The sequence below is a fragment of the Streptomyces sp. NPDC042100 genome (genome assembly GCF_055582325.1).
In genome coordinates, this window is sequence record NZ_JBVJDK010000001.1 from 276,658 (window position 1) to 300,018 (window position 23,361).

Annotated in this window: 19 protein-coding genes; 8 read left to right on the plus strand and 11 right to left on the minus strand. The window is 73.5% G+C overall.

Annotated elements, in window-relative coordinates:
- Positions 1–71: 71 nt before the first annotated feature.
- Complete coding sequence (locus ACZ6J5_RS01335) at positions 72–1,235, minus strand: phage baseplate protein (RefSeq protein WP_469386469.1); 1,164 nt, start codon at positions 1,233–1,235, stop codon at positions 72–74.
- Positions 1,236–1,444: 209 nt separating this feature from the next.
- Here ACZ6J5_RS01335 and ACZ6J5_RS01340 point away from each other — a divergent pair, with 209 nt between their 5' ends.
- Positions 1,445–2,482: a trypsin-like serine peptidase gene (locus ACZ6J5_RS01340; protein WP_469386470.1), complete on the plus strand. Its 1,038-nt coding sequence runs from the start codon at positions 1,445–1,447 to the stop codon at positions 2,480–2,482.
- Positions 2,483–2,601: 119 nt separating this feature from the next.
- On the opposite strand, the gene ACZ6J5_RS01345 is transcribed toward ACZ6J5_RS01340, so the two are convergent.
- Entirely contained in the window at positions 2,602–3,051 is a 450-nt protein-coding gene (locus ACZ6J5_RS01345) for an SSI family serine proteinase inhibitor (protein WP_469386472.1), read from the minus strand.
- 390 nt (positions 3,052–3,441) lie between these two features.
- Here ACZ6J5_RS01345 and ACZ6J5_RS01350 point away from each other — a divergent pair, with 390 nt between their 5' ends.
- Positions 3,442–4,665 (plus strand): NAD(P)/FAD-dependent oxidoreductase, encoded by a 1,224-nt coding sequence (locus ACZ6J5_RS01350; protein ID WP_469386474.1) that lies wholly within the window; start codon positions 3,442–3,444, stop codon positions 4,663–4,665.
- A gap of 33 nt (positions 4,666–4,698) precedes the next feature.
- On the plus strand, positions 4,699–5,592 hold the full coding sequence (locus ACZ6J5_RS01355; RefSeq protein WP_469386476.1) for an RNA polymerase sigma-70 factor: 894 nt from the start codon (positions 4,699–4,701) through the stop codon (positions 5,590–5,592).
- 110 nt (positions 5,593–5,702) lie between these two features.
- Here ACZ6J5_RS01355 and ACZ6J5_RS01360 read toward each other — a convergent pair whose 3' ends face one another.
- From ACZ6J5_RS01360 to ACZ6J5_RS01370, 3 genes are all read right to left on the minus strand, one after another.
- Positions 5,703–7,316, minus strand: a complete 1,614-nt coding sequence (locus ACZ6J5_RS01360) for a transporter (protein WP_469386478.1) — start codon at positions 7,314–7,316, stop codon at positions 5,703–5,705.
- Positions 7,313–8,152, minus strand: a complete 840-nt coding sequence (locus tag ACZ6J5_RS01365) for an ABC transporter ATP-binding protein (RefSeq protein ID WP_469387406.1) — start codon at positions 8,150–8,152, stop codon at positions 7,313–7,315. The genes ACZ6J5_RS01360 and ACZ6J5_RS01365 overlap by 4 nt, the downstream gene beginning before the upstream one ends.
- 120 nt (positions 8,153–8,272) lie before the next feature.
- Positions 8,273–8,938, minus strand: a complete 666-nt coding sequence (locus ACZ6J5_RS01370) for a bifunctional DNA primase/polymerase (RefSeq protein WP_469386480.1) — start codon at positions 8,936–8,938, stop codon at positions 8,273–8,275.
- A gap of 303 nt (positions 8,939–9,241) precedes the next feature.
- Between ACZ6J5_RS01370 and ACZ6J5_RS01375 the strand changes: the two genes are divergently transcribed.
- Positions 9,242–10,624, plus strand: a complete 1,383-nt coding sequence (locus ACZ6J5_RS01375) for a transcriptional regulator (RefSeq protein ID WP_469386482.1) — start codon at positions 9,242–9,244, stop codon at positions 10,622–10,624.
- A gap of 169 nt (positions 10,625–10,793) precedes the next feature.
- A complete protein-coding gene (locus ACZ6J5_RS01380; RefSeq protein WP_469386483.1) occupies positions 10,794–12,203 on the plus strand; it encodes a hypothetical protein in 1,410 nt (469 codons plus the stop codon).
- Between the two features lie 6 nt (positions 12,204–12,209).
- Here the strand turns inward: ACZ6J5_RS01380 and ACZ6J5_RS01385 are convergent, their stop codons facing one another.
- The gene (locus ACZ6J5_RS01385) at positions 12,210–13,505 is read right to left on the minus strand and encodes an ABC transporter substrate-binding protein (RefSeq protein ID WP_469386485.1); all 1,296 of its coding nucleotides are present in this window, start codon (positions 13,503–13,505) and stop codon (positions 12,210–12,212) included.
- Positions 13,506–13,697: 192 nt separating this feature from the next.
- Between ACZ6J5_RS01385 and ACZ6J5_RS01390 the strand changes: the two genes are divergently transcribed.
- On the plus strand, positions 13,698–14,144 hold the full coding sequence (locus ACZ6J5_RS01390) for an SCO4402 family protein (RefSeq protein WP_469387408.1): 447 nt from the start codon (positions 13,698–13,700) through the stop codon (positions 14,142–14,144).
- 46 nt (positions 14,145–14,190) lie between these two features.
- Positions 14,191–15,042 (plus strand): formyltetrahydrofolate deformylase, encoded by an 852-nt coding sequence (purU, locus tag ACZ6J5_RS01395; RefSeq protein ID WP_469386487.1) that lies wholly within the window; start codon positions 14,191–14,193, stop codon positions 15,040–15,042.
- A gap of 30 nt (positions 15,043–15,072) precedes the next feature.
- Here purU and ACZ6J5_RS01400 read toward each other — a convergent pair whose 3' ends face one another.
- Positions 15,073–16,311 carry a maleylpyruvate isomerase N-terminal domain-containing protein gene (locus ACZ6J5_RS01400; RefSeq protein WP_469386489.1) on the minus strand — a complete coding sequence of 413 codons (1,239 nt, stop codon included), beginning with the start codon at positions 16,309–16,311 and terminating at the stop codon, positions 15,073–15,075.
- Positions 16,308–16,892 carry a sigma-70 family RNA polymerase sigma factor gene (locus ACZ6J5_RS01405; RefSeq protein WP_469386490.1) on the minus strand — a complete coding sequence of 195 codons (585 nt, stop codon included), beginning with the start codon at positions 16,890–16,892 and terminating at the stop codon, positions 16,308–16,310. Before ACZ6J5_RS01405 ends, ACZ6J5_RS01400 begins: the two co-directional genes overlap by 4 nt.
- A 224-nt stretch (positions 16,893–17,116) precedes the next feature.
- On the opposite strand from ACZ6J5_RS01405, the gene ACZ6J5_RS01410 reads away from it, so the two are divergent.
- A complete protein-coding gene (locus tag ACZ6J5_RS01410) occupies positions 17,117–17,515 on the plus strand; it encodes an STAS domain-containing protein (protein ID WP_469386492.1) in 399 nt (132 codons plus the stop codon).
- Between the two features lie 11 nt (positions 17,516–17,526).
- On the opposite strand, the gene ACZ6J5_RS01415 is transcribed toward ACZ6J5_RS01410, so the two are convergent.
- From ACZ6J5_RS01415 to ACZ6J5_RS01425, 3 genes are all read right to left on the minus strand, one after another.
- Positions 17,527–19,692 (minus strand): alpha/beta fold hydrolase, encoded by a 2,166-nt coding sequence (locus ACZ6J5_RS01415; protein WP_469386494.1) that lies wholly within the window; start codon positions 19,690–19,692, stop codon positions 17,527–17,529.
- A gap of 193 nt (positions 19,693–19,885) precedes the next feature.
- Complete coding sequence (locus tag ACZ6J5_RS01420; protein WP_469386496.1) at positions 19,886–21,523, minus strand: ABC-F family ATP-binding cassette domain-containing protein; 1,638 nt, start codon at positions 21,521–21,523, stop codon at positions 19,886–19,888.
- A gap of 260 nt (positions 21,524–21,783) precedes the next feature.
- Positions 21,784–23,289: a class I adenylate-forming enzyme family protein gene (locus ACZ6J5_RS01425; RefSeq protein WP_469386498.1), complete on the minus strand. Its 1,506-nt coding sequence runs from the start codon at positions 23,287–23,289 to the stop codon at positions 21,784–21,786.
- Between the last annotated feature and the right edge of the window lie 72 nt (positions 23,290–23,361).

A 23,361-nucleotide genomic window follows, 5' to 3' on the forward strand; every position in this document is an offset into this window, starting at 1 on the left:
CCGGGTCCGGCGATTCCCGCCGGGGGCCGCCCCGGACCGTGCCGAGGGCGGCGGAGGGCCGGCCGAGGGCGTCAGCAGACCCAGAAGCTGACGTCCGCGCCCACCCAGCCGATCAGGCTGCGCTCGTCCCAGATGGTCACCTTGCCGTCGGGGGCGACCTCGAAGCGCACGGCCATGGTGTCGCCGTTGACGGCGCCGCCGCTGACCACGCCGAGCAGCCGCTGGGTGCGGTTCGGCCGCGCCCGCAGCGGCAGCGTGAACAGCACCTCGCCCTGCGCCCAGGCGGTCCCGTTCTTCTTGTCCATCGCGAAGTGCAGGTGCACCTGGTCGCCCGCGATCCTGTACTGGGGCTTGTAGTTGGCGCTGTTCGGGGTGTAGGCCGCGATGTCGTACGGGATCTCCACCCACGGGTTCGTCCCGGGGTGCGGGAAGCGGGCCACGTTCAACTGGCGCACCCCGTCCGGCCGTCCGGCGATCCCGAAGGCCAGGGTGTCCTCGTACACGCAGATGCCCTCGGGCTCGCGGTAGGCGATGCCCGGGAAGGCGGTGACGGGCTGGGACTGGAGCACGGCCCCGGAGGCCCAGTCGACGCAGGTCACGAGGAAGTTGTCGACGGCCTGGTCCCCGTACAGGAAGTAGAGCCGGTCGCCCAGGCTCGTGAAGCCCTGGAGCGTCTTCCCGCTCGCCTCGAAGTTCGTCGACCGCACCCGCGAGAACATGCCGGTGGCGGCGAGCCCGAGGTCGTACGCGTCGATGCCGCCGACCGCCGACGGCGAGGCCGTGTTGTTCGACTGCCAGCGGAAGACCAGCTCGTTGCGGGTCGGGTCGATGGCGGCGGAGACCCGGTACACACCCGAGCGCGGGGTGCGCACGACCGCCGGGTCGGAGGCGTCGGCGGTGCCGTCCGGCACGTACGGGATGCGGGCGAGCGCCGTGGCCCAGCCGCCGCTCGGCGTGGAGCCGGCCCACAGGTGGACCCCGGCGGCGGTCCGCTCGACGCAGAGTCCGGTCCCGTGCCCGGACCGGCCTATGTGCATCTTGTCGAGGAGGGCGCCGTCCACGGTCAGCCGGGAGACGGTGACCCGGTCCATGTCCTCCGGCGTGCCGTCCGGCTGGCAGACGTACCAGAGCTGGTCGACGGTCTCCCAGAACACCGACTGCGCGACGCTGACCGACGAGGCCAGCGTGGCGCCGACGAGCAGCGGGGGCGTGGTGGCGGAAGCGAGCTTGATCACGTGACGTCTCCTCAAAAGCGGCAGGAGAGCACGAGCCTAGGGCCTGTCCCGGGCCGCTCCCAGGTCTAGGCCAACACCCCAGGTCAGCCCCCATAACCGGCCGCGCTGTCCCAGGAACAGGCCATACCCGCGCGGGCTCCGTTGACGCCCTTTCCGGCACCTGCACAGCATTACGTGTCCATGCCAGCAACGGAGATCGAGGTGTACACGTGTCGGGCATACGCCACAGACGCAGGCATTCCCTCGCGGCCGGCCTCGCCGCCGCCGTAGCCCTCTTCCTGGTTCCCACGACCGCGACCGCCACGACCGCCACGACCGCGACGACCACGACCGCCATCGCAGCGGCCCAAGCGCCCGCCGCCGCGGTCGAACACACCGTGCCGCGCACCGAGTCCGCGCGGCTCGCCGGGTACTGGACCCCCGAGCGGATGGCCCGCGCCGTCCCCGCCGAGCCGGCCGGCCGCGCCCCGCGAGGCGCCTCCGCCGTCCCGGCGCCCCCGCGCCAGCCCACCGGGCCCGCCACGACCGGCTCCGACCCGGTGGCGGGCGGCGCGCCCGCGCCCGGCGGGATCGGGATCAAGGTCAGCGCCACCCAGGTCGTCGGCAAGGTCTTCTTCACCGGCTCGGACGGCAAGGACTACGTCTGCTCCGGTTCGGCGGTCAACAGCACCAACAAGAACATGGTGTTCACCGCCGGGCACTGCGTCCACGGCGGCCCCGGCCAGTCGTGGAACTCCAACTGGCAGTTCGTGCCGTACTTCGACCACGGCAACCGCCCCTACGGCACCTGGTCGGCCGAGACCCTGGTCGCCTTCAACGGCTGGACCCAGAGCGGCAACTTCGGCTACGACCTCGGCATCGTCATCACCTCGCCCAACTCCAGCGGCGAACTGGTCAACGCCGTCGGCGGACTCGGCCTCCAGTGGAACCAGTCCAAGGACCGGTACGTGACCGCCATGGGCTACCCGCAGGCCCCGCCCTTCGACGGCCAGTGGCAGTACTTCTGCGGCGCCACGAGCTCCCAGCGCAGCGGGTCCGTCGCCGACCAGATCAAGATCCCGTGCAACATGACCGGCGGTTCCAGCGGCGGCCCCTGGATCTTCGGCAAGGACGACAACGTCTACTACAGCGGCTGGGTCAACGGCGTGAACAGCAACGTGGACAGCGCCACCGCCCCGACCCAGATGCGCTCGCCGTACTTCGCCACCTGGGTCGGCGACGCCTTCAACACCTACTCCTCCTACTGAGGACGCCTGAGGACGCCTGAGGACGCCTGGGCGCGCCTGAGCGCGCCGCCCCGCGTGCCGACGAGGCCGGACCCCGACCCGGGGTCCGGCCTCCCGCGCGTACGCGCTCACCGGTGGTCTCAGAAGGCGAAGACCGACCGCTCGGCCGTCTTCTCCCGCAGCTCGCACGCGTTCCCGTAACGGGCCGTCCAGTTCACCCGCTTGCCCCGCCAGACCCCGGCGCCGGTGACCACGATCGGGTCCCACTCGCGGGTACAGGGGCGCTCGCCGGGTAAGCCGCCGGCGAGCCGCGACAGGTCGCCGCCGACCGTCACCAGCTCCGCGCACGCCTCCTTGGCGGCCGGGTGGGTGCCGCCGGGGGTGGGGGAGCAGACCAGGGTGACCGCGCGGTCCACGGTGGCCGTCGCGGCGCGCTCGCCCTTGCCGACGGTGAGCACGAGCGCCGAGGGCGGGTAGAGCCCGGCGGGAGCGGCCTCGGCTTCGGCGTCGCTGGTGATCGCGGTGGCGATGAGGGCGAGGCCGGTGGTGCTGGCGAGCGCGGTGGCGCCCAGGGTACGGAAGTAACGCACGGGGGTGTCCCTTCGCGTGTGAGTTCGGATACGGACGGGAGTCTCGCCGACGCGGAGGGTGATCGCACACCCGCTCACCGCTTTCCGGCCGCACGTGCGAACGACGGCCTACCGACCGGTAGTTCGGGCAGCTCGGGGCGGGTGCGCGGTCGCGGAGGGGAGCGGGCGCCCGGGCGTGGCGCGCCGGACGTTCAACCGTGAAGGACGCTCTGGCCTGCGAGGACGCGGGAAATGTTCCGAGTTGGAGCATTCTCCCGCCCGGCCGATCGACTGGAACGTTCCGTTCAGGGCGGGCGAAGGGGGCCGGGGATGTGAGCCGGGCCACACGGTGTCACAGGACGGGCCCGCCCGGTGTCCTGTGTCCGAACCGCCCACCACGGAGGAGCCACCATGAACGCGCACCCCGCCCCCGCCCCCGCCGCCCCCCACGTCGTCGTCATCGGCGGCGGCTACGCCGGCGTCATGGCCGCCAACCGCCTCACCACCCGCGAGGACGTCACCGTCACGCTGGTCAACCCGCGCCCCTCCTTCGTCCACCGGGTCCGCCTGCACCAGCTCGTCGGCGGCAGCGACCCGGCCGTGATCGCCTACGAGGACGTCCTGGCCGAGCGGGTCCGGCTGGTGGTCGACTCCGCGACCCGGATCGACGCCCCCGGCCGGAGCGTCGGGCTGGCGGGCGGCGGCAGCCTCTCGTACGACTACCTGGTGTACGCGGTGGGCAGCGGCAGCGCCGACCCGGAGGTCCCCGGGGCCGCCGCCCACGCGTATCCGATCGGCACCCTGGAGGAGGCCGAGCGGCTGCGCCCGGCCCTCGACGCCGTCCCCGCGACCGCCCCGCTCGTCGTCGTCGGCGCCGGGCCGACCGGCATCGAGACGGCCGCCGAACTGGCCGAGGCGGGCCGCCCGGTGACCCTGGTCTGCGGCGGCGCCCTCGGCCCGTACCTGCACCGGCGCGGCCGCCGCTCGGTCGCCAGGCGGCTGGCCGCCCTCGGCGTCACCGTGGTCGACGGCCCCGGCACCAAGGTCGCCGAGGTGCGCGAGGACGGCGTCACGCTCGCCGACGGGCGCGCGCTGCCGGGCGCGCTGACCGTCTGGACCGCCGGCTTCGGCGTGCCGGACCTGGCCGCGCGCAGCGGGCTCGCCACCGACGCGCTGGGCCGCCTGCTCACGGACGAGACGCTGGCCTGCGTCGACGACGACCGCGTCATCGCGGCCGGGGACTCCGCGGCGCCCTCGGGCGTGCCGCTGCGGATGAGCTGCCAGGCCGCGATCCCGATGGGCGCGCGGGCCGCCGACACGGTCCTCAGCCGGCTCGCCGGCGAGCGGCCCGCCACGCTCAACCAGAACTTCGCCGCCCAGTGCGTCAGCCTCGGCCGGGGCGCGGGGATCTTCCAGTTCGCCAACCGCGACGACCAGGCCGTGTGGTTCCACGTCGGCGGCGTCCTGGGCGCGAAGCTCAAGGAGACCGTGTGCACGGTCGTCCCCGAGCACCTGGCCAAGGAGGGCCGCCGGCCCGGCTCGTACCGCCTGCACGCCGGCTCGGGCGGCCCCGCCCGCGCGAAGGCGCTCCGGGCCGCCGCGACGGCGACTCCGGCCCCGGCCCGCAAGGGCTAGCGCGCCATGTGGCCCGACACCCAGGATGTGATCATGAACGACCACGGGGACACCGCGACGGACGCCTTCGTCGCGCACCGCAATCTGCTCTTCACCGTCGCGTACGAGATGCTCGGCTCGGCCGCCGACGCCGAGGACGTCCTCCAGGAGACCTGGCTCCGCTGGAGCAGGGTGGACCTGGAGCGGGTCGAGGACCGGCGCGCCTACCTGGTCCGGATCACCACCCGGCAGGCCCTCAACCGGCTGCGGACCATGAAGCGCCGCCGCGAGGCGTACGTCGGGCAGTGGCTGCCCGAGCCGCTGCTCACCACCCCGGACGTGGCCGAGGACGTCGAGCTCGCCGAGAGCGTGTCGATGGCGCTGCTGCTGGTCCTGGAGACGCTGTCGCCCACCGAGCGGGCCGTGTTCGTGCTCCGCGAGGTCTTCGAGGTCGGGTACGACGAGATCGCCGCCGCCGTCGACAAGACCCCGGCCGCCGTCCGCCAGATCGCCCACCGCGCCCGCAAGCACGTGGACGCCCGCCGCCCCCGGACCACCGTGAGCGCCCGCCAGGCCCGCGCGGTCCTGGACTCCTTCCAGCAGGCGCTGGAGAGCCGGGACCCGCAGCGGCTGCTCGACGTGCTCGCCCCCGACGTCGTGGTGCTCAGCGACGGCGGCGGCATCCGCCAGGCCGCGGTCCGCCCGATCGTCGGCGCCGACAAGTTCACCCGCCTCTACCTCGGCGGCTCCGCGAAGGCGGGTGTCACGGTCACCTGCGAGCCCACCCTGCTCAACGGGAACCCGGCGCTCCTCATCCGCACCGACGGCGAGCTCGACGGCGTCATGGCGGTCCGCGTCGAGGACGACCGCGTCGGTGGCCTGTACTACGTCCGCAACCCGCACAAACTGACCCGCGTGACGGCCGAGGCAACCCCGCTGACCCGCTGACCCGCTGACCCGCTGACCCTCGACCCGCTGACAGCCCCCCGGGGCACACGAAAGGGCCGGACCCCCCCCACGGGGGGCCCGGCCCTTCGGGCGCGAGGAGCGGGCGGGGCTCAGCCCTTGCTGACCGCCGCCAGGATCTCCGGCAGCCGGCGCGACACCCTCGGGGCCGCCAGCTTCAGGCCCGCCCAGGTGATCAGCCCGCCGTACAGCACGCCGACGGGCAGCAGCAGCCACATGAGGCCCCCGTCGGTCTCGAAGTGGAGGACGAGCATCAGGACGATCACCGGAGCGCACAGCACCGCCGCCGCGACCATGCCGCCGAAGAGGGACATCCAGGCGAGCCCGCCCTGCCCCGGCGCCACGTTCTTGTACGCGCTGTCCTGCGGGATCGAGTACGGGAAGACCGCCGAGGCCACCACCCCCGTCGCCATCATCGCGCCGAGCAGCGCGAAGGCCAGGCCCAGCGCCTGCGGCAACTGCTGCCAGGCGCCCAGCATCGCGGCCGTCACCGCCGTCACCAGCGCCGTGTACGGCACGGTGATCGCCAGCAGCGCGAGCGTGCGGGCGCGCAGCTCGGCGTAGGCGTCGGCCTTCGTCGCGAGGGTCTGCGCGACCATCCAGAAAGCCGAGGTGTCCTGCCCGAACTGGTTGTACATCTGGATGCCGAGCATCCCCGAGGCGAAGCAGGCGAAGTAGATCGAGCCGGTGCCCTGGAGGGCGTTGAAGACCGGGATGATCACGCCGATCGCCAGCGAGGTCACCCACGCGGCCTTCGTCTTCGGGTCCCGCCAGATGTAGCGCAGGCTGCGCTCCATCACGGCGCCGGTGCGCCCGCCCGGCAGGATCCGGCCGAGCAGCCCGGAGGACGCCTTGTCCTTCGCGGCGGGCGCCGCGGCGGCGACGGTGGAGCCGTCCGGCTCGACCATCAGGCGCACCAGGCTCCGCTGCCACCAGTAGAGCAGCCCGGCCAGCGCGGCGGCGGTCAGCAGCAGCTTGGCCGCGGCCGGCAGGTAGGCGCCGCGCCCGGCGTCGTCCACGGCGGAGACGGCGGCGGCGGGCGGCAGCCAGCCCACGACGGCGGCGGCGGGCTCGACGGCGCTGAGCCCGCCGGCCTGGCTGAGCCGCTGGGCGCCGAAGTTGACGAGCTGCATCCCGACCGCGATGACGAGGCCGGAGAGCACGGCGAGGTCGCGGCCCTTGCGGGAGGTGAGGAGCCGTACGTTGGCCGCCGCCACCGACCGGGAGAGCGCCACGCACAGCAGCACCACGAGCGGGACGGCGAGGACGGCGGCGACGGTCCCGGCGGCGCCGCGCGCGACCGCGAGGGCCGCGCCGACGCCGACGATCAGGGTGAAGACGGGGCCGATGCCGACCAGGGAGGCCACCAGCAGGGCGCGGACCAGCGGGCGGGGCCGCAGCGGCAGCATGACGAGACGCGAGGGGTCCAGGGTCTCGTCGCCGCTCGCGATGAACAGCGGCATGACCGTCCAGGCGAGCGCCAGGATCCCGGCGAGCAGCACGGTGACGGTCGCCGCGTCGTCGTGGCCGCGCAGCAGCAGGAAGCCGAGCAGCAGTCCGACGGCGAAGACGGCGGCGAAGACGACGGACAGGACGTAGGCGACGGTCCGGCCGCTGGACTGCTTCAGCCCGTTCTTGAGCAGGGACAGCTTGAGCCGTACGAAGACGGAGGTCAGCGAAGGGACGGGCGCGGCGGCGGTGGTCATCGGCCCGGACCGCCCAGCCAGTCGAGGGACTCGCCGGAGTCCCGCCCGTTGGCGCCGACCAGCTCCAGGAACGCGGCCTGGAGCGAGGGCGCCTCGCCGCGGACCTGTGCCAGCGGGCCCTGCGCGCGGATCTGGCCGGCGGCCATCACGGCGACCCAGTCGCACAGCGACTCCACGAGCTCCATGACGTGGCTGGAGAAGACGACGGTGGCGCCGGAGGAGGTGTAGCGCTCCAGGACGCCTCGGATGGTCTGCGCCGACACCGGGTCCACACCCTCGAACGGCTCGTCCAGGAAGAGGACTTCCGGGTTGTGCAGCAGCGCGGCGGCCAGGCCGATCTTCTTGCGCATGCCGGTCGAGTAGTCGACGACCAGCTTGTGCTGGGAGCCGGCGAGGTCGAGGACCTCCAGGAGCTGGGTGGCGCGCTTGTCGACCTCGGCGCCGGGCAGCCCCCGCAGCCGCCCGCTGTACGCCAGGAGTTCACGTCCGGAGAGGCGCTCGAAGAGCCGCAGGCCCTCGGGCAGGATGCCGATCCGTGCCTTGACCCGGGCGACCGACTCGGCGTCGGCCCAGACGTCGTGGCCGGCGACCAGGATGCGTCCCTGGTCGGGGCGGAGCAGGCCCGTGATCATCGAGAGCGTGGTGGTCTTGCCGGCGCCGTTGGGGCCGACGAGTCCGATGAACTTCCCCGCGGGCAGGACGAGATCGATCCCGTTCACCGCGATCTGCTGGCCGAAACGCTTCCACAGCCCCTCGACCCGGACGGCGGGCGCCGCATCCGTCCCGGATGCCTCGCCCGCCGCTTCGAACACTCCATCAAATGCCTGGTCAGGCATCATGCTGCGTCAACCCTTCGGTGGTCCCCGTCTGACGGGCACCACCTTACGGCCGCACCTGATCCGGCCATATGGTCCTAAGGCCCGAAGGCCGAAGGGCCCGAGGCGCCGGGCCGGAGGTCAGCCGGCGCGCCCCCGGGCGTCCGCCGCCTCCCGGCCGCAGGCGTAGGCCAGGGCGCTGATCAGCTCCTCCGCGTCGGGCAGCCAGCGGTTCGCGGCGGTGGGCTTGCGGGCCCACTGGACGGCGCCGAAGCCGCCGACCCGGGTGGGCGGCGCGGCCACGAAGTGCCCCTCGCCGCGCGTCGCGAGGTCGATCGCGGAGGGCACCCAGCCCATCTTGCGCACCAGGTCGGGCACCTTGGTGGCGGCGCCGGGCAGCACGAAGAAGAACATCCGGCGGTCGGGGGTGCAGGTCACCGGGCCGAGCGTCAGCTCCATGCGCTCCATGCGGGCCAGCGCGAGGAAGCCTGCCGACTCGGAGACCTCCAGGGCGTCGAAGGTGCGCCCGGTGGGGAGCAGGATCGAGGCCTTGGGCTGCTTCGACCACATCCGGCGGGCGCCGACGGCGCTGCCCGTGGCCTGGGTCGACCAGTCGGGCCGCGCGGGGTGCGCGCCGGGGGAGGCGCACGCCTCCGCGCCGCACGAGCAGCGCTCCCTGCCCTCGACCGCCTCCAGCCAGGTCCCGGGGAACACGTCCCAGTGGCGCTCTTCCGCGTACCGCACGGCGCTGTCCAGCAGCAGCTCGCCCCGCTGCTTGGGGATCTGTGCGGCGTCCGTGACTCCCATGGTCTCTTCCACGTCGAACTCAACTCCCGCCGCCACCTGGGGTTACGGGCGGGGGCCGGAGCGGTGTGGAGCATCGATCCTGCATGTGGGGCGCACGGTTGCACGGGCGGGGGCGCGCGCGGGGCGGGGGAGCGGTGCGCGGGTAGGGACGGAACGGGAGGGCGTCGGTGTGGCGCGCGCCCCGGAGGCGCTCACGACCGACGTGTCCGGTTTCGCGTGTTCACATCGGCATTGACCGGATATCTGCCGGGCATTGATCAGTCCTGTCGTTGATCACCGCACGGCCTCAGGGGGTTAGTCATCATGGCAGCCAGGCCACTCGTCGCCCGCCAGCCCAACGAACGGCTGCAGGCGCTCATCCAGGAGGCCGCGTGCTCCAACGCCGGCCTCGCCCGCAGGGTCAACATGGTCGGCGCGGAGCGCGGACTCGACCTGCGGTACGACAAGACCTCGGTGGCGCGCTGGCTGCGCGGGCAGCAGCCGCGCGGCCGGGCACCGGGAGTGATCGCGGAGGCGCTCGGCCGCAAACTCGGCCGCACGGTCACGATCGACGAGGTGGGGATGGCCAACGGCCGCAACCTCGCCTCGGGCGTGGGCCTGCAGTTCGCGCCGACCGTGCTCGGCGCCATCGAGCAGGTCTGCGAGCTGTGGCGCAGCGACGTGGGCCGCCGGGACTTCCTGTCCGGCTCCGCCGTCGCCGCCTCCGCGCTCGTCGAGCCCAGCCGCGACTGGCTGATCACCGGCGCCGACCCGCAGGTGGCGCGGGCCGCCGGGGCACGCGTGGGGCCCTCGGACGTGGCGGCGGTACGGGCGATGACGGCGGCGCTCGTCGACCTCGACCGGCGCTTCGGCAGCGGGCACGTGCGCCCGGTCGTCGTCCACTACCTCAACAGCGTGGTGTCGGGGATGCTCTCCGGCTCGTACCGGGAGGCGGTCGGCCGGGAGCTGTTCGCGGCGGTCGCCCGACTGACCGAGCTCGCCGGGTACATGGCGGTGGACACCGGCCAGCCGGGGCTCGCCCAGCGCTACTACATCCAGGCCCTGCGCCTCGCGCAGGCGGCCGGCGACCGGGCGTACGGCGGCTATGTGCTGGCCGCGTCGATGAGCCACCTGGCGGCCCAGCTCGGCAACCCGCGCGAGATCGCGCAGCTGGCGCGGGCGGCGCAGGAGGGCGCGCGGGGCCGGGTGACGCCGCGCGCGCAGGCGATGTTCCTGGCGGCGGAGGCCCGGGGCCACGCGCTGCTCGGCGACGTGTCCTCCTTCGAGCCGGTGGCCGGGCGCGCGATGGAGGCGCTGGCGCAGGCCGACCCGGAGACGGGCGACGACCCGGACTGGATCGCGCACTTCGACAGCGCCTACCTGGCGGACGAGCTGGCGCACGGGCACCGGGACCTCGGCCAGGCGCGGGCGGCGGCGCGGGCGGCCCACGAGTCGCTGGCCGGGCACCCGGAGACCCGGGCCAGGCGGCGCGCGATCGGCCTGGCGCTGCTCGCCTCGGCGCAGGTGCAGCAGCGCGAGGTGGAGCAGGCGTGCCAGACGGGCACGCGGGCGCTGGAGCTCCTCGCCACGCTGCGCTCCACGCGGGGCATGGAGTACCTGGAGGACCTGCGGGACCGCCTGGAGCCGTACGCGGGGGAGGCGGTGGTGCGGGAGTTCGGGGCGAGGCTGGAACTGCACGCGGCGTAGCGGGTGCCCGGGGCGGCCGGAGCGGTCCGGAGCGGCCCCGGGCGGCACGGCGCGTCGTGCGTCACACCTCTGTCACACGTGTGTGCGGGGCGATGGGCCCACCCGGTAGCGTGAGCCGACGCTTCCGTAGGTACGCAGGTCCATCAGCAGGCAGCCAGTAGGAGTCCCGGTGACGCACAGCGGACAGGGGCCGGAGCAGCAGTATCCGGCCGCTCAGCCCCTCCCCCCCGAGGTGCCCCCCGGCGGGTTCCCGGACGCCCAGGCGACGCAGTACCTGCCGCCGGTCCCGGCGCAGCCGCCGGGGGCCCCGCAGCCCCAGCCCGGTTACGGCTATCCCGCGGCGCCCCCGCCGTCGCAGCCCCAGCCGGGCTACGGCTATCCCGCGGCGCCCCCGCCGCCGCAGCCCCAGCCGGGCTACGGCTACCCGCCGCAGCAGCAGTACGCCGAGCCCCAGCCGGGGTACGGCTATCCGCCGCCGTACCAGCAGGCCCCGCCGCCGCAGCCGGGGTACGGCTACCCGCAGCAGCCCCCGGCCGCCGACGCGCAGGCCACGCAGTTCCTGCCGCCGGTGCCGCCGGCGCCCTCGGACGCGCAGGCGACGCAGCTGATCCCGCCGGTCGCCCCGGGCCCGGACCTCGCGGCGACCCAGTACATCGCGCCCGTACCGCCCCAGCAGGCGCCGCCGGCCGCGCCGGTCCCGCCGATGCCGCAGGCCGCCGCCGAGCGCCCGCCGCTCGCCGACTTCGAGAACCTGTTCCGCAGCGAGGGCCCGCAGCGTACGCCGCCCGCGCAGCCGGTGGTGCAGCACCAGCAGCCCTCGGTGCAGCTGCACGCTCAGCAGCAGCAGCAGCAGCAACAGCAGCCGCCGCAGCAGTACGGCGGCTTCCAGGAGGCGTACTACGACGGGGGCGACGGGCGCGACGAGCCCGAGCCGCGCCGCAAGTCGCCCCTCGCGCTGATCGCCGCCGTCGTCGCGGGCTGCGCGGTCGTCGGGCTCGGCGCCGGGATGCTCTTCAGCGGCGGCGACGACAAGGACAAGGACGACGCCAAGGGCAGCCAGAACGTGGCCGCCGGGTCCTCCGCCCCGGCCTCCGGCGGGGAGGCGAAGGAGCAGCCCGCCGACCCGGCCGAGGCGCAGGCGAAGGAGCTCGACAAGCTGCTCGCCGACAGCAACAGCAGCCGCGACGCGGTGATCCGCTCGGTCGAGGCCATCAAGACCTGCTCCAACCTCGACCAGGCCGCCTCCGACCTGCGCGGCGCCGCCGAGCAGCGGCGCGGGCTCGTCACCCGGCTGGAGAAGCTGTCCGTGGACAAGATCCCGGACAACGGCTCGCTCACCGCCGCCCTCACCAAGGCCTGGCGGGCCTCGGCCTCGGCCGACGACCACTACGCGACCTGGGCGGACCAGGCGAAGAGCAAGAAGGTCTGCAAGGGCGGCCGGGCCCGCTCGACCCCCGAGCTGGCCGAGGCCAACAAGGCGAGCGGCGAGGCCAGCGCGGCCAAGCGCGAGGCGGCCGGGCTGTGGAACCCGACCGCCGAGAAGTACGGCCTGAGCAGGCGCGCCCAGACCCAGCTGTAGGAGGCGCTACGGCGCGGCCAGCACGGTCGCGCCGACGTCGACGAAGCCGGGCTTCTGCGCCACCAGCCGCCCCTGGCGGACCACCTGGAAGGTCACGTCGTGGTTGACGATCCGGGGGAAGCCGGGGGCGCCGAGCAGGTCGTCGTACCGCCAGCGCAGCGGCGGGGTCAGCCCGCCGGTGTCGATCCGCACGCCGTTGTCGAGGGCGTGCGAGAGCTGGACGGCGCTGATCCGGTCGCTGTCGAGGGACTCGACGACCTGCCTGAGCACGGTGTAGGCGATCCAGGTGGTCTGCACGCCCGCGTCCGTGGGGTCCACCCGGTTGTCGACGAAGGCGTGCTCCTGGATCACCTCGCGCATCGGCGCCCAGCTCTTGTCGGCGGCCTCCGGGTACCAGCCGGTGACGTAGGCGCCCTCGAAGGGGCTGCGGGCGCCGCCGGTGCGGTCGATGAGCGGCTGGCCGACGCTGCCGAGCACGGAGGAGATCCGTACGCCCCCGGCGTCCTTGCCGTCCCCGCCGTCCCCGTCGCGCTTCCCGTCCTCCTCCTCCTCCGGGAGGCGCCGGAAGGAGTCGAAGAAGGTCTGGGTGCGCTCGCCGAGGACGGCGGTGACACAGCCGCCCTCGCCCCCGGCGCGGCTGCGGGCCCGGCCGGCCTGCGCGGTGTACTCGGCGGCGTCCTCGACCGCCGGGATGTCGACGGCCTGGTGGCCGCTGGCCTTGCGCAGGCCGGAGTTGAGCAGGTCGGGCAGCTTGTCGCCGGCGATGGTGTCGGGCCGGACCAGCGAGACCTTGCGGCAGTCGGCCGCGAGCTGCATCCCGTGCCCGGCGATGAGCGAGGCCTGGCCGCCGTTGACGGGGTACGAGAGCGGGGAGGTGAACTCGTCCTCCGCGATGCCGTAGCCGCCGATGTACGGGATGCCGGCGGCCTCCAGCGGGGCCATGAAGGCGCGCCCGTTCTGGCTGTACGAGCCGACGACGGCGACGGCGCCCTCGCGGACGGCCCGCCGGGCGCAGGCGGCGGCGCCGGCCGGGGTGTTCTGCTCGTTGCAGGTCAGGACGCGCAGGTCGTGCCCGTCGAGGCCGCCCTGGCTGTTGACCCAGCGGGCGTAGGCCTGGGCCATGGCGGGCATACCGGGCATGTTGGTGGCGCGGGTCTGGTCGGGGGCCCAGGTCATGACGGTGACGGGCTCCCTGGAGCCCCCCGTGGCCCCAGGGAGTACGCCGCAGCCGGTGAGCAGCGACGCACCCGCTGCCGCCGTCGTGACATACGCGAGGAGTGAGGTGAGTCGCCTGCCGGTCATGTCCACGCACACTTCCGCCCCCTGGGTAACGCGGGAGTGAGCGCGTTTCAACGGAGGGTGATGAGAAGGTGAATTACGGGGGCCGCCGAGCCCTGGAGGGGGCCTGTCAGTGCGGGAACGTACGATCGAAAGATGTCCGGTACCACCTCCCCTTCGGTGAACTCTTCCCGTCGCGGCCGTCGCTCCTCCACCATGGGCGACATGCCTCTCAACGACATGCCGTGGTGGCGCTGGCGCGCGAACGTGCGCTCGGCGCTGCACATGCTCTCGGACCCGGGGTTCCACGAGACGACCTGGCTGGCCGGCCAGGAGGGGTACGGGGACGTCACCGACGCCGTCTACCGCCTGGTCGAGGACACCTGGCTGGACAACTGGTCGGCCGAGAAGTACGTGGGGACGATCTTCCGCGACTCCGGCGAGGCGGCGCTCGTGGACGTCGCCGTGCTGCGGGTGCTGCGGATCATGCACCAGGTCGGACCGGACGCCCGGGTCTCCGCGTATCTGGAGCACCACGGCTGGCCGGAGGCGGTCCGGGCCGCCCGCGAGGCACACGTAAGGATGGCGGCGGCGGACGGCGAGGACCCCGAGACACCCCCGCGTTCCCTGGAGATCCTGCGCATCATGACCCGTTCCGCCTGACGGACGGCGGCACGGCCGGGCCGGTCCGGTGTGGCAGGCTGGGCCAATGACCGACCAGTACGTCCTCACCCTCTCCTGCCCCGACAAACAGGGCATCGTGCACGCCGTGTCGAGCTATCTCTTCATCACGGGATGCAACATCGAGGACAGCCAGCAGTACGGGGACCGGGACAGCGGTCTCTTCTTCATGCGGGTCCACTTCTCGGCGGAGGCGCCGGTCACGGTGGAGAAGCTGCGGGCCAGCTTCGCCGCGGTGGGCGACTCGTTCACCATGGACTGGCAGATCAACCGGGCCGACGAGCGGATGCGCGTCGTGCTCATGGTGTCGAAGTTCGGCCACTGCCTGAACGACCTGCTGTTCCGCTCGCGGATCGGGGCGCTGCCCGTCGACATCGTGGCGGTCGTCTCCAACCACACCGACTTCGCGGAGCTGGTCGGCTCCTACGGCATCCCCTTCCGGCACATCCCGGTCACCAAGGACACCAAGGCGGCGGCCGAGGCCGAGCTCCTCGCCCTGGTCGACGAGGAGAACGTCGAGCTGGTCGTCCTCGCCCGCTACATGCAGGTGCTCTCCGACGACCTGTGCAAGCGGCTCTCCGGGCGGATCATCAACATCCACCACTCCTTCCTCCCGAGCTTCAAGGGCGCCAAGCCCTACCACCAGGCGCACGCGCGCGGCGTGAAGCTCATCGGCGCCACCGCCCACTACGTGACGGCCGACCTCGACGAGGGCCCGATCATCGAGCAGGAGGTCGAGCGCGTCGGCCACGAGGTGACCCCCGACCAGCTCGTCGCCGTCGGCCGGGACGTCGAGTGCCAGGCGCTGGCGCGCGCGGTCAAGTGGCACGCCGAGCGCCGCATCCTGCTCAACGGGCGCCGCACGGTCGTCTTCGCCTGACCCCTCGCGGCGCCGGTGGCCCCGGCGCCCCTACATCCGGCTCAGCGACGCCGCCGCGCACAGCACGTCCCGGATCGCCTCGCGGTCCCCGTCCTGCCCCGCGGCGGCCTCCTCCGGCGAGATGTGGCCCGCGATCAGCTGCCCGAACTCGGCGGCGTCCATCGCGACCTGCGCCACCGTGTGCTCGCGGGAGCCGAGCGCGGCGGGCGAGTCCAGGGCGATGTACCAGTGCCCGCCGCCCGCCCCCTCGATCTCCAGGTGCAGCGAGCGGCCCGGCGACCCCGCCGCGACCAGCTCGCGGGCCGGGCCCGCGTGCCCCGAGCGCCGCCGCCCGGCGAGGGCGCCCGGGAGCTGCCGCGCCGCCAGGTCGATCATCCCGTGCAGATGCGCCCCGCTGGGCGGCTCGTACGGATAGGCCACCGCCTGTGCGATGTCCCCCGCGTGCACCCAGCACTCGAAGGCCCGCTCCAGCAGCGAGTCCCGCAGCGGCAGCGCGAACTCCCCGTACGTCACCGTCAGCTCCCCGACCCCGCGCCCCGCGAAGGAGGCCGTGCGGATCAGGGTGTGGCTCTGCTCCCGCCAGGGCGCGCGGATCGCGCGCGTCGGCGGCCGGGGCGAGCCCGACCAGTACGCCTCCGTCCGCTCGGTCGGCGACAGCTCCCCGACACCTTCGCCCAGCGGGTCGTCGAGACCGAGCGAGGCCGCCACCAGCCCGTCCACCGCGAGGAGATGGCCGATCACCCCGGCCACGGTCGTCTTGCGGTTCACCCGGCGCTCGTCCTCGTACCACTTCAGCCGCACCGGGGCGTGCCACTCCGCCTCGCCGATGTCCCGCAGCAGGGCGTCCAGCCGCGCGGTCTCCGCGTCGTACGGGGTGGCCCAGGCGGGCACCGGGATACGGGCCGGGCGCCGGCCCAGACAGTTCTCCAGCACCCGCGAGCGCAGCAGCGGGTCCAGGTCCAGCTCGCGCTCGGCGTGCAGCAGCCCGACCGCGTCCCGCAGCCGCAGCGCCTCCTCGGCGCAGGGCGCGCACTCGGTCAGGTGGTCCTCGACGGCCTGCGTCTCCTCCGCCGAGCAGGCGGACAGCGCCCAGGCGCCGAGCAGCGACTTGAGGACCCGGTGCGGCAGGGGCTCGGGCGGCGCCGCCGGCTCCGGGGCCGGGACGGGGTCGGGGGCCGACAGGGCCGCGTGGTCGTCGGCGGCCCAGCGCGGGCCCGGTATCCGCGGGGCGCGCGCGGTCTCCTCGGGGTCGCCGTTCGCCCCGGTCACAGCGGCCGTCCGGAGGAGCCGGGCGGCGGGGAGCCCTCGATCGCGCGGGTGTGGGCGGTGGACAGCAGCTGGAGCCCGAGCCGCAGCCGGCGCCGCGCCTCGTCCTCGGTGACGCCCAGGTCGGCGGCGGTCTGCCGGTAGTCCCGGCGCTGGAAGTAGGCCAGCTCCAGGGCCTGGCGCAGCGGGGTGGGCATCGAGGTGACGATGTAGTCCGCGCGGGCCGCGACCGAGGCGCGCCGCACCTTCTGCTCCAGCTCCTCCGCCGAGCCCTCGCCGCGCTCCGCGTAGGCCACGGCCTCGTTCTGGCGCAGCCGGTGCACGGCCTGCCGCTGGGTCAGCCGGGCGACCCAGGCGCGCATGTTGCCCTGCTTGGGGTCGTAGGCGTCGGGGTTCTCCCAGATGTAGCCGAAGACCTCGCGGGTGATCTGGTCGGCCGCGTCGTCGTCGTCGAGCACCCGGTGGGCGAGGCTGTGCACGAGGGAGGCGAAGCGGTCGTACAGCTCGCCGAGGGCCGCCGCCTCGCCGCGGGCCAGGCGCTGCTGCATCCTGCGGTCCCAGCGCGGTGGTGTGTCCTTCGCCATCCGAAGCCCTCCCGGCCCCTCCCGACGCCCGGCCCTCCTGACCCGGTTCCTCCCCAAAGTAGTGGGCCGGAACCCGGCGCACTCCTCTTTGCGACAAGTGCGCCCTTGACGGATCGGCGGATGGTAAGGAATGGGGCAAGCTCGGCTCCGGGGGTTTCGCGGCGGTTCGACGGGGCAGCGGGAGACCAGCAGGAAGCACTGCCTCCGTTTGAAAGGCGCCGCTCGTGACGATCCGGGTCGACGAGGCCGAGCAGAACCCATGGACCGTGCTGCGGGTCAGCGGGGAGATGGACCTGGTCACCTCCCCGCAGATCCGCAGACGCGTGCACGCCGCCGTCGCGGGCGGCCGGCGCGACGTGGTCCTCGACCTGTCCGGGGTCCTGTTCTGCGACTCCAGCGGCGTCGGCGTGCTCATCGCCGCCCGCCGCCTGATGCGCTCCTGCGGCGGGCGGCTGCGGATGGTGCTGCCCGCGCGGGGCTCCGAGGACGCCGCCCACGTCAACCGGGTCCTCGGCGCCCTCGGCGTCCGCCGCCTCTTCGACGTGTACGCGGACCTCCCCGCCGCCCTCGACGAGGGGGCGGAGCCGCTCCGCCCGCCCGTCCCGGCGGCCCGCGCCTCCTGACGGACCGTGCGTCAGGGCTTGGGCAGGGCGCACTCCTGACGCGTGAGGTCCAGGGCGTTGCCGTCGCCGAGGCACCCGGCGACGGCCGCGGTCTGGGTGGCGTACCCGCGGCCCTGGTGGACCGTGGTGCCCGTGTCGTCGATCTCGCACGGGTTGTTCAGTTCGCACTGCTTCCCGTCGCGGTTGCTGGTGCTGTTCACCGCGACGAGCTCCCCGGTCTCGGCGTCGACGACGGCCGAACCCGAGCTTCCGGGCCGGGTGTCGCATTCCTTCGCGTACCGGACCGCCCGGGTCGACGTGTAGTCGCCTTCCTTGAGGGACGGAACGACCGCCTCGGCCTGGCACGACCAGACGCTCTCCAGGAAGCTCGACACGACCTTGATCTTCTGCCCGGGGACGGGACCGGTCGAGGCCAACGGGAACGCCTCGATCTTGTACTTCCGCCGGATGTCCGCGTACGTGGAGTCCAGCTCGGCCAGCGTGATGTCGGTTCCGGTCATCGTCGCGTAGCGGACCCGCCCGGTCACCGGGCCGAGTTCGCGGCCCGCCGGGCTCAGCACGCTGCCTTCGATCGGTGCGCCCTCTCCGGTGATCACCTCACCCGGCTTCGGCCGCCCCTCGGGGTGGCAGTGCCCGTTGGTGAGCAGCAGCGCCTTGTCCTCGTCGCGGGCGGTGCGGGGGCGGACCAGCGAAGCGGAGCAGTTCGGAAGCCGCACGGTCCCGGCCATGTTGCCGGCGGGCCCCGGGAGACCGGTCTGATCGGCGGGGAAACCGGGGCAGCTGCCCGTCGCCGGTGTGCCGTCCCGGAAGAAGTCCACCACCTTGGAGCCGCAGGCCAGTCGCTTGGACTTCATGGTGGAATGCCCGGCGTCCGTGACGGTCAGCAGCGATCCGCCGATCTTCTTGTGCATCATCTTCGCCCACGCGTACGGCGTGACGATCTCGAACTGGTGGCCGGACAGCTGTAGCTGGCTCTTGCCGGGCTTCAGGTTCCATGCCTTGCCCGCGGGCCAGCCGGCGCAGTTCATGATGAGCTCGTCCTCGACGTCCGTGGCGAACGGGTACTTCGCCTGGCGCTCCTTCCTCAGCCTGACGAGATCGGCGTACGTACGGCCGTCGGTGCTCGCGTTGCACATGAAGGCGTCATGGGTGAACCCGTAGTTGTACCCCATCTCCCCGAATCCGAAGGACTTCCGCTTCGTGTCCTTCTGCCGGGGGGCGGCCTTGGCCGTCCCCTCGTTCCGCAGTTCCGCCATCTTGGCCGCGGATCGCTCCCACCGGTCCGGTATGGCTTCCAGGTTGGGGTCGAGGTAGGGGCCCAAGGTGTTCCGGCCCACCTTCGCCTGCAGGGCCTTCAGCGTGGACTCGACCTTCTTGGGCGAGTTCCCGAAGCGGTAGGTCGCATCCCTGTCGGCCAGCCATGCGAAGAACCGCTGGTACCCGGCGTGGGACTGCGCGACGCTCGCGTTGACGGCCGCGTCCTGGCCGACCGGCGACATGACCGAGTCCAGCCACATCCGGTCGACGCGGTTGTCGAACATGGAGCGGTAGACCGCGCCCAGCGCCGTGCCGCCGGAGTTCCCGTAGAAGTTGATCTTGCGGAAGCCCAGCACCTCCCGGACGCGGTCCATGTCCCGGGCCGCGTTCTCCATGGTGATGGAGAGCGCCAGTTCCGGGTCCTTGGCGATGCAGGCGCGCTTCGCGTCCGCCTGGCGCTCGAAGGCCTCCCGTTCGGTCTCCCCTTCCGGGGACTCGGGCGTGTCGCAGGAGATCTGGGCGCTGTAGCCCGTCCCCCGCGTATCGATGCCGATGAAGTCCAGCTCCTGGTTCATCGGCGCCAGCTGACTGTCGAGCAGCTCGTACGGGATCGGGGTGCCGGCCAGGCCGGGTCCCCCGGGGTTGCCGAACATGGCCCCCGTGCGCTTCCCGGTGGCCTTGACCCTGCTCACGGCGATGTCGATCTTTCTGCCCGTGGGCTTGGCGTAGTCCACCGGCACGGGAACGAGGGCGCATTCGCTGCGGCCGTCCGCGCGGTTCCAGCCCGGCGCGGCATCCCGGCAGAGCTCCCACTTCACGCGCTCCGGGGTGGTTCTCGAAGCCGCGTCGGCGGGGGCGGCTGTCAGCGAAAGCAGCGAGGCGGCGACGCTGATTCCGACGGCGATCGATGGGACGGTCACATACCGCAAGTTGATCTGCACCCCTTCGGTGGGAGACGGCGGCTCCGCCCGTGCCGGAAGCGATCGGGCACAGGCGGCCGGCAGGAGGCGGTTCCCCCCGCGCCGCTCCCGGGCAACACTCGCCGCCGAACACGTCAGCCGTACGTCGGAAATGTGTCGGCCACCGCTCGGTCGCGTCCCAGCCGGGGGGCTCCTAGACCCCCGCCTCCGTCAGCACCCCGTCCGCGAGCAGCAGCCGGCGGGTCACGCCGATCTCGCGCAGGAAGCGCTCGTCGTGGCTGACCACGACGAAGGCGCCCCGGTAGGCGTTCAGGGCGCTCTCCAGCTGGCCGGTGGAGACCAGGTCGAGGTTGTTGGTCGGCTCGTCCAGGAGCAGCAGGTGCGGGGCCGGCTCGGCGTACAGGACGCAGGCCAGGGTGGCGCGCAGCCGCTCGCCGCCGGACAGGGCGCCCACCGGGAGGTGGGCCCCGGCGCCGCGGAAGAGGAAGCGGGCGAGCAGGTTCATCCGCTCGGCCTCCGGGAGCCGCGGCGCGAAGGCGGCGAAGTTCTCGGCGACGGTGCGCTCCGGGTCCAGCAGGTCCAGGCGCTGGGAGAGGACGGCGATCCGCCCGTCGGCCCGCCGCAGCGCGCCGGAGTCCGGGGCGAGCCCGCCGCCGATCAGGCGCAGCAGGGTGCTCTTGCCCGCCCCGTTGGGCCCGGTCAGCGCGATCCGCTCGGGGCCGCGCACGGTGAGGCCGAGGCCGGGTGCCGCGAACACCGGCCGGTCGCCGAGCCGGACCTGGAGCTCCTCGCCGGTGAAGAGGGTGCGGCCCGCGGGCACGTCGGTGCCGGGCAGGTCGAGGACGAGCCGCTGGTCGTCGCGGACCGCCCGCCCGGCCTCGTCCAGGCGCGCCTGGGCGTCGCCGACCCGTCCGGCGTGGGTCTGCCCGGCGCGGCCCGCGGACTCCTGGGCGCCGCGCTTCATGTTCCCGGCGAAGATGCGGGGCAGCCCGGCGTTCTTGAGGTTGCGGGCGGCGTTGCTCTGCCGCCGCTCGGCGCGCTCGCGGGCCTGCTGCATCTCCCGCTTCTCCCGCTTGAGCTCCTGTTCGGCGCTGCGCACGTTCTTCTCGGCGGTCTCCCGCTCGGCCCGCACGGCCTCCTCGTAGGCGGTGAAGTCGCCGCCGTACTGGCGCAGTTCGCCCCGGTCGAGTTCGGCGATGCGCTCCATCCGGTCGAGCAGGGCGCGGTCGTGGCTGACGAGCAGCAGGCTGCCGTGGAAGTCGGTGAGGACGTCGTAGAGGCGGTGCCGGGCGGTCAGGTCGAGGTTGTTGGTGGGCTCGTCGAGGAGGAGCACGTCGGGGCGCTTCAGGAGCTGCCCGGCGAGCCCGAGGGAGACGGCCTGGCCGCCGCTGAGGGTGCCGAGGCGCCGGTCGAGGGCGAGGTCGCCGAGGCCGAGGCGGTCGAGCTGGGCGCGGGTGCGCTCCTCGATGTCCCAGTCGTCGCCGATGGCGGTGAAGTGCGCTTCGGCGACGTCGCCGGACTCGACGGCGTCGATGGCCCGGATCACCGCGTCGACGCCGAGCACCTCGGCGACGGTGAGTCCGGCGGTGAGCGGGAGGCTCTGCGGCAGGTAGCCGAGGGTGCCGTCGACGGTGACGGTGCCCGCGCGGGGGCGCAGGACGCCGGCGATCAGCTTGAGCAGGGTGCTCTTGCCGGAGCCGTTGGGGGCGACCAGGCCGGTGCGGCCGGGGCCGACGGCGAAGGACAGCTCGGTGAAGACGGGGGTGTCGTCGGGCCAGGAGAAGGAGAGCCGGGAGCAGACGACGGAGGCGCGGGACGCGGCGGAAGACATGGTGGTGACCTCGTACGGGAGGAGGCCGGGCAGGACGGAGCACTGCCCGTGCCGGGGCGGAAGGAGGGGACGACTACGGGGCCGGCGGCACGGCGCTCATGCGCGCCTCCGCGGCCTGCCGGAACCGGGTCTCACCCGGAGATGTCGTCGTCACCCGCCATGTCGCCGCGCTCCTCTTCGTACGGTCACGTCTCTTCGAGGCTAACAGGACGCCTCGCCTCCGGCGGGGAATTACGCCCCGCGGGCAGGGCCGGGGCGGCTCAGGCGTACCGCTCCCGCAGCTTGTACTTGAGGACCTTGCGCAGGGTCTCGTTGCGGGGCAGGGCGTCGACCAGCTCCAGCTGCTCCGGCAGCTTGACGACGGACAGGCCGGCCGAGCGGAGGAAGGCGGTGACGGTCTCCAGGGTGAGCGGTTCGGCCCCGGGGGGCTGTTCGATCACGGCGCAGACGCGTTCGCCGCGCTCGGGGTCGGGCAGTCCGATGACGGCGGCGTCGCCGACGCCGGGGTGTTCGTGGAGCAGGTCCTCTATCTCCTTGGCGGAGATGTTCTCGCCCTTGCGGATGATGATGTCCTTGATCCGCCCGGTGAGGACGAGGTGGCCGCCGGGAGTGAGGTGTCCGACGTCGCCGGTGATGAGGAAGCCGTCCTCGTCGAAGGCGGCGGCGGTCTGCGCCGGGTCGAGGTAGCCGCGGCAGACGGCCTCGCCGCGCAGCCGGACCTCGCCGTCGGCGGTGATCCGGATCTCCATGCCGGCGGGCGGGCGGCCCTCGGTGGTGGCCAGGTTCTCGGGGGTGTCGCCCGGGTCGCCCATGGTGATCATGGGGACCTCGGTCATGCCGTAGCCGTGGGTGAGCTGGCAGCCCAGCTCGCGCACGACCGCGTGGTAGACCTCCGGCGGCTTGGGCGCGCCGCCGCCCGCGAGGAGCCGCAGGGTGGGGATGACGGGCTCGCCGGGCTGTTTGCGCTGCTCGGCGAGGAACATCGAGTAGAAGGCGGTGGAGCCGCCCGCGACGGTGACGCCGTGCTTGCGGTACTCCTCCAGGGCGTCCGGCAGCGCGAACTGCTCGAACATGACGGCGGGGAAGCCGTACAGCAGCAGCATCACCGTGTAGTCGGGGCCTGCGATGTGCGCGTACGGGAAGGCCATCGAGCCGACGTCGGCGTCGCTGAGGTGCAGGGCGTGTGCCAGGCAGGAGCCGCCGGCGAGCAGCGAGCGGTCGGTGTGCAGGACGCCCTTGGGATCGGAGGTGGTGCCCGAGGTCCAGTAGATCCAGCGCACGTCGGTGCCGGAGGCGGGCGGCGGGGGGAGGACGGCCGGGTCGCCGTCGGGCAGCGCGTCCGGCTCGTACGCCTCGAAGACCCCGCGCGCGCCCAGTCGCCGGGCCATCCCGGTGTGGTCGAAGCCGCGCCAGACGCCGGGGACGGCGAAGAACTCGGCGCCGGACTCGCGCAGCGCGAAGCCGACCTCCTTGTCCCGGTAGAAGGGGATCACCGGGGTCTGCACGGCGCCGAGCCGGGCGAGCGCGAAGGAGAGCACCGCGGTCTCGATCCGGGTGGGCAGCTGCCAGGCGACGACGGTGCCGGGCCGCACCCCCATGCCGTGCAGACCGGCGGCGCAGCGCTCGGCGCGGTCGCGCAGCTCGCCGAAGGTGAGGACCCGGTCGCCCTGGAGCAGGACGGGCCGGCCGGGGGTCAGCGCGGCGCGGCGTTCGACGAGCTCCCAGAGCGTGCGGGACTCGCCCAGGGCGTGTGCGGTCTCGTTCATCCCGTACTCCTCACGGCTGACGTTCCGTCAGATAGTGCGGTGAGCGTAGAGGTCCGGCGCTTGTCGGTCCAG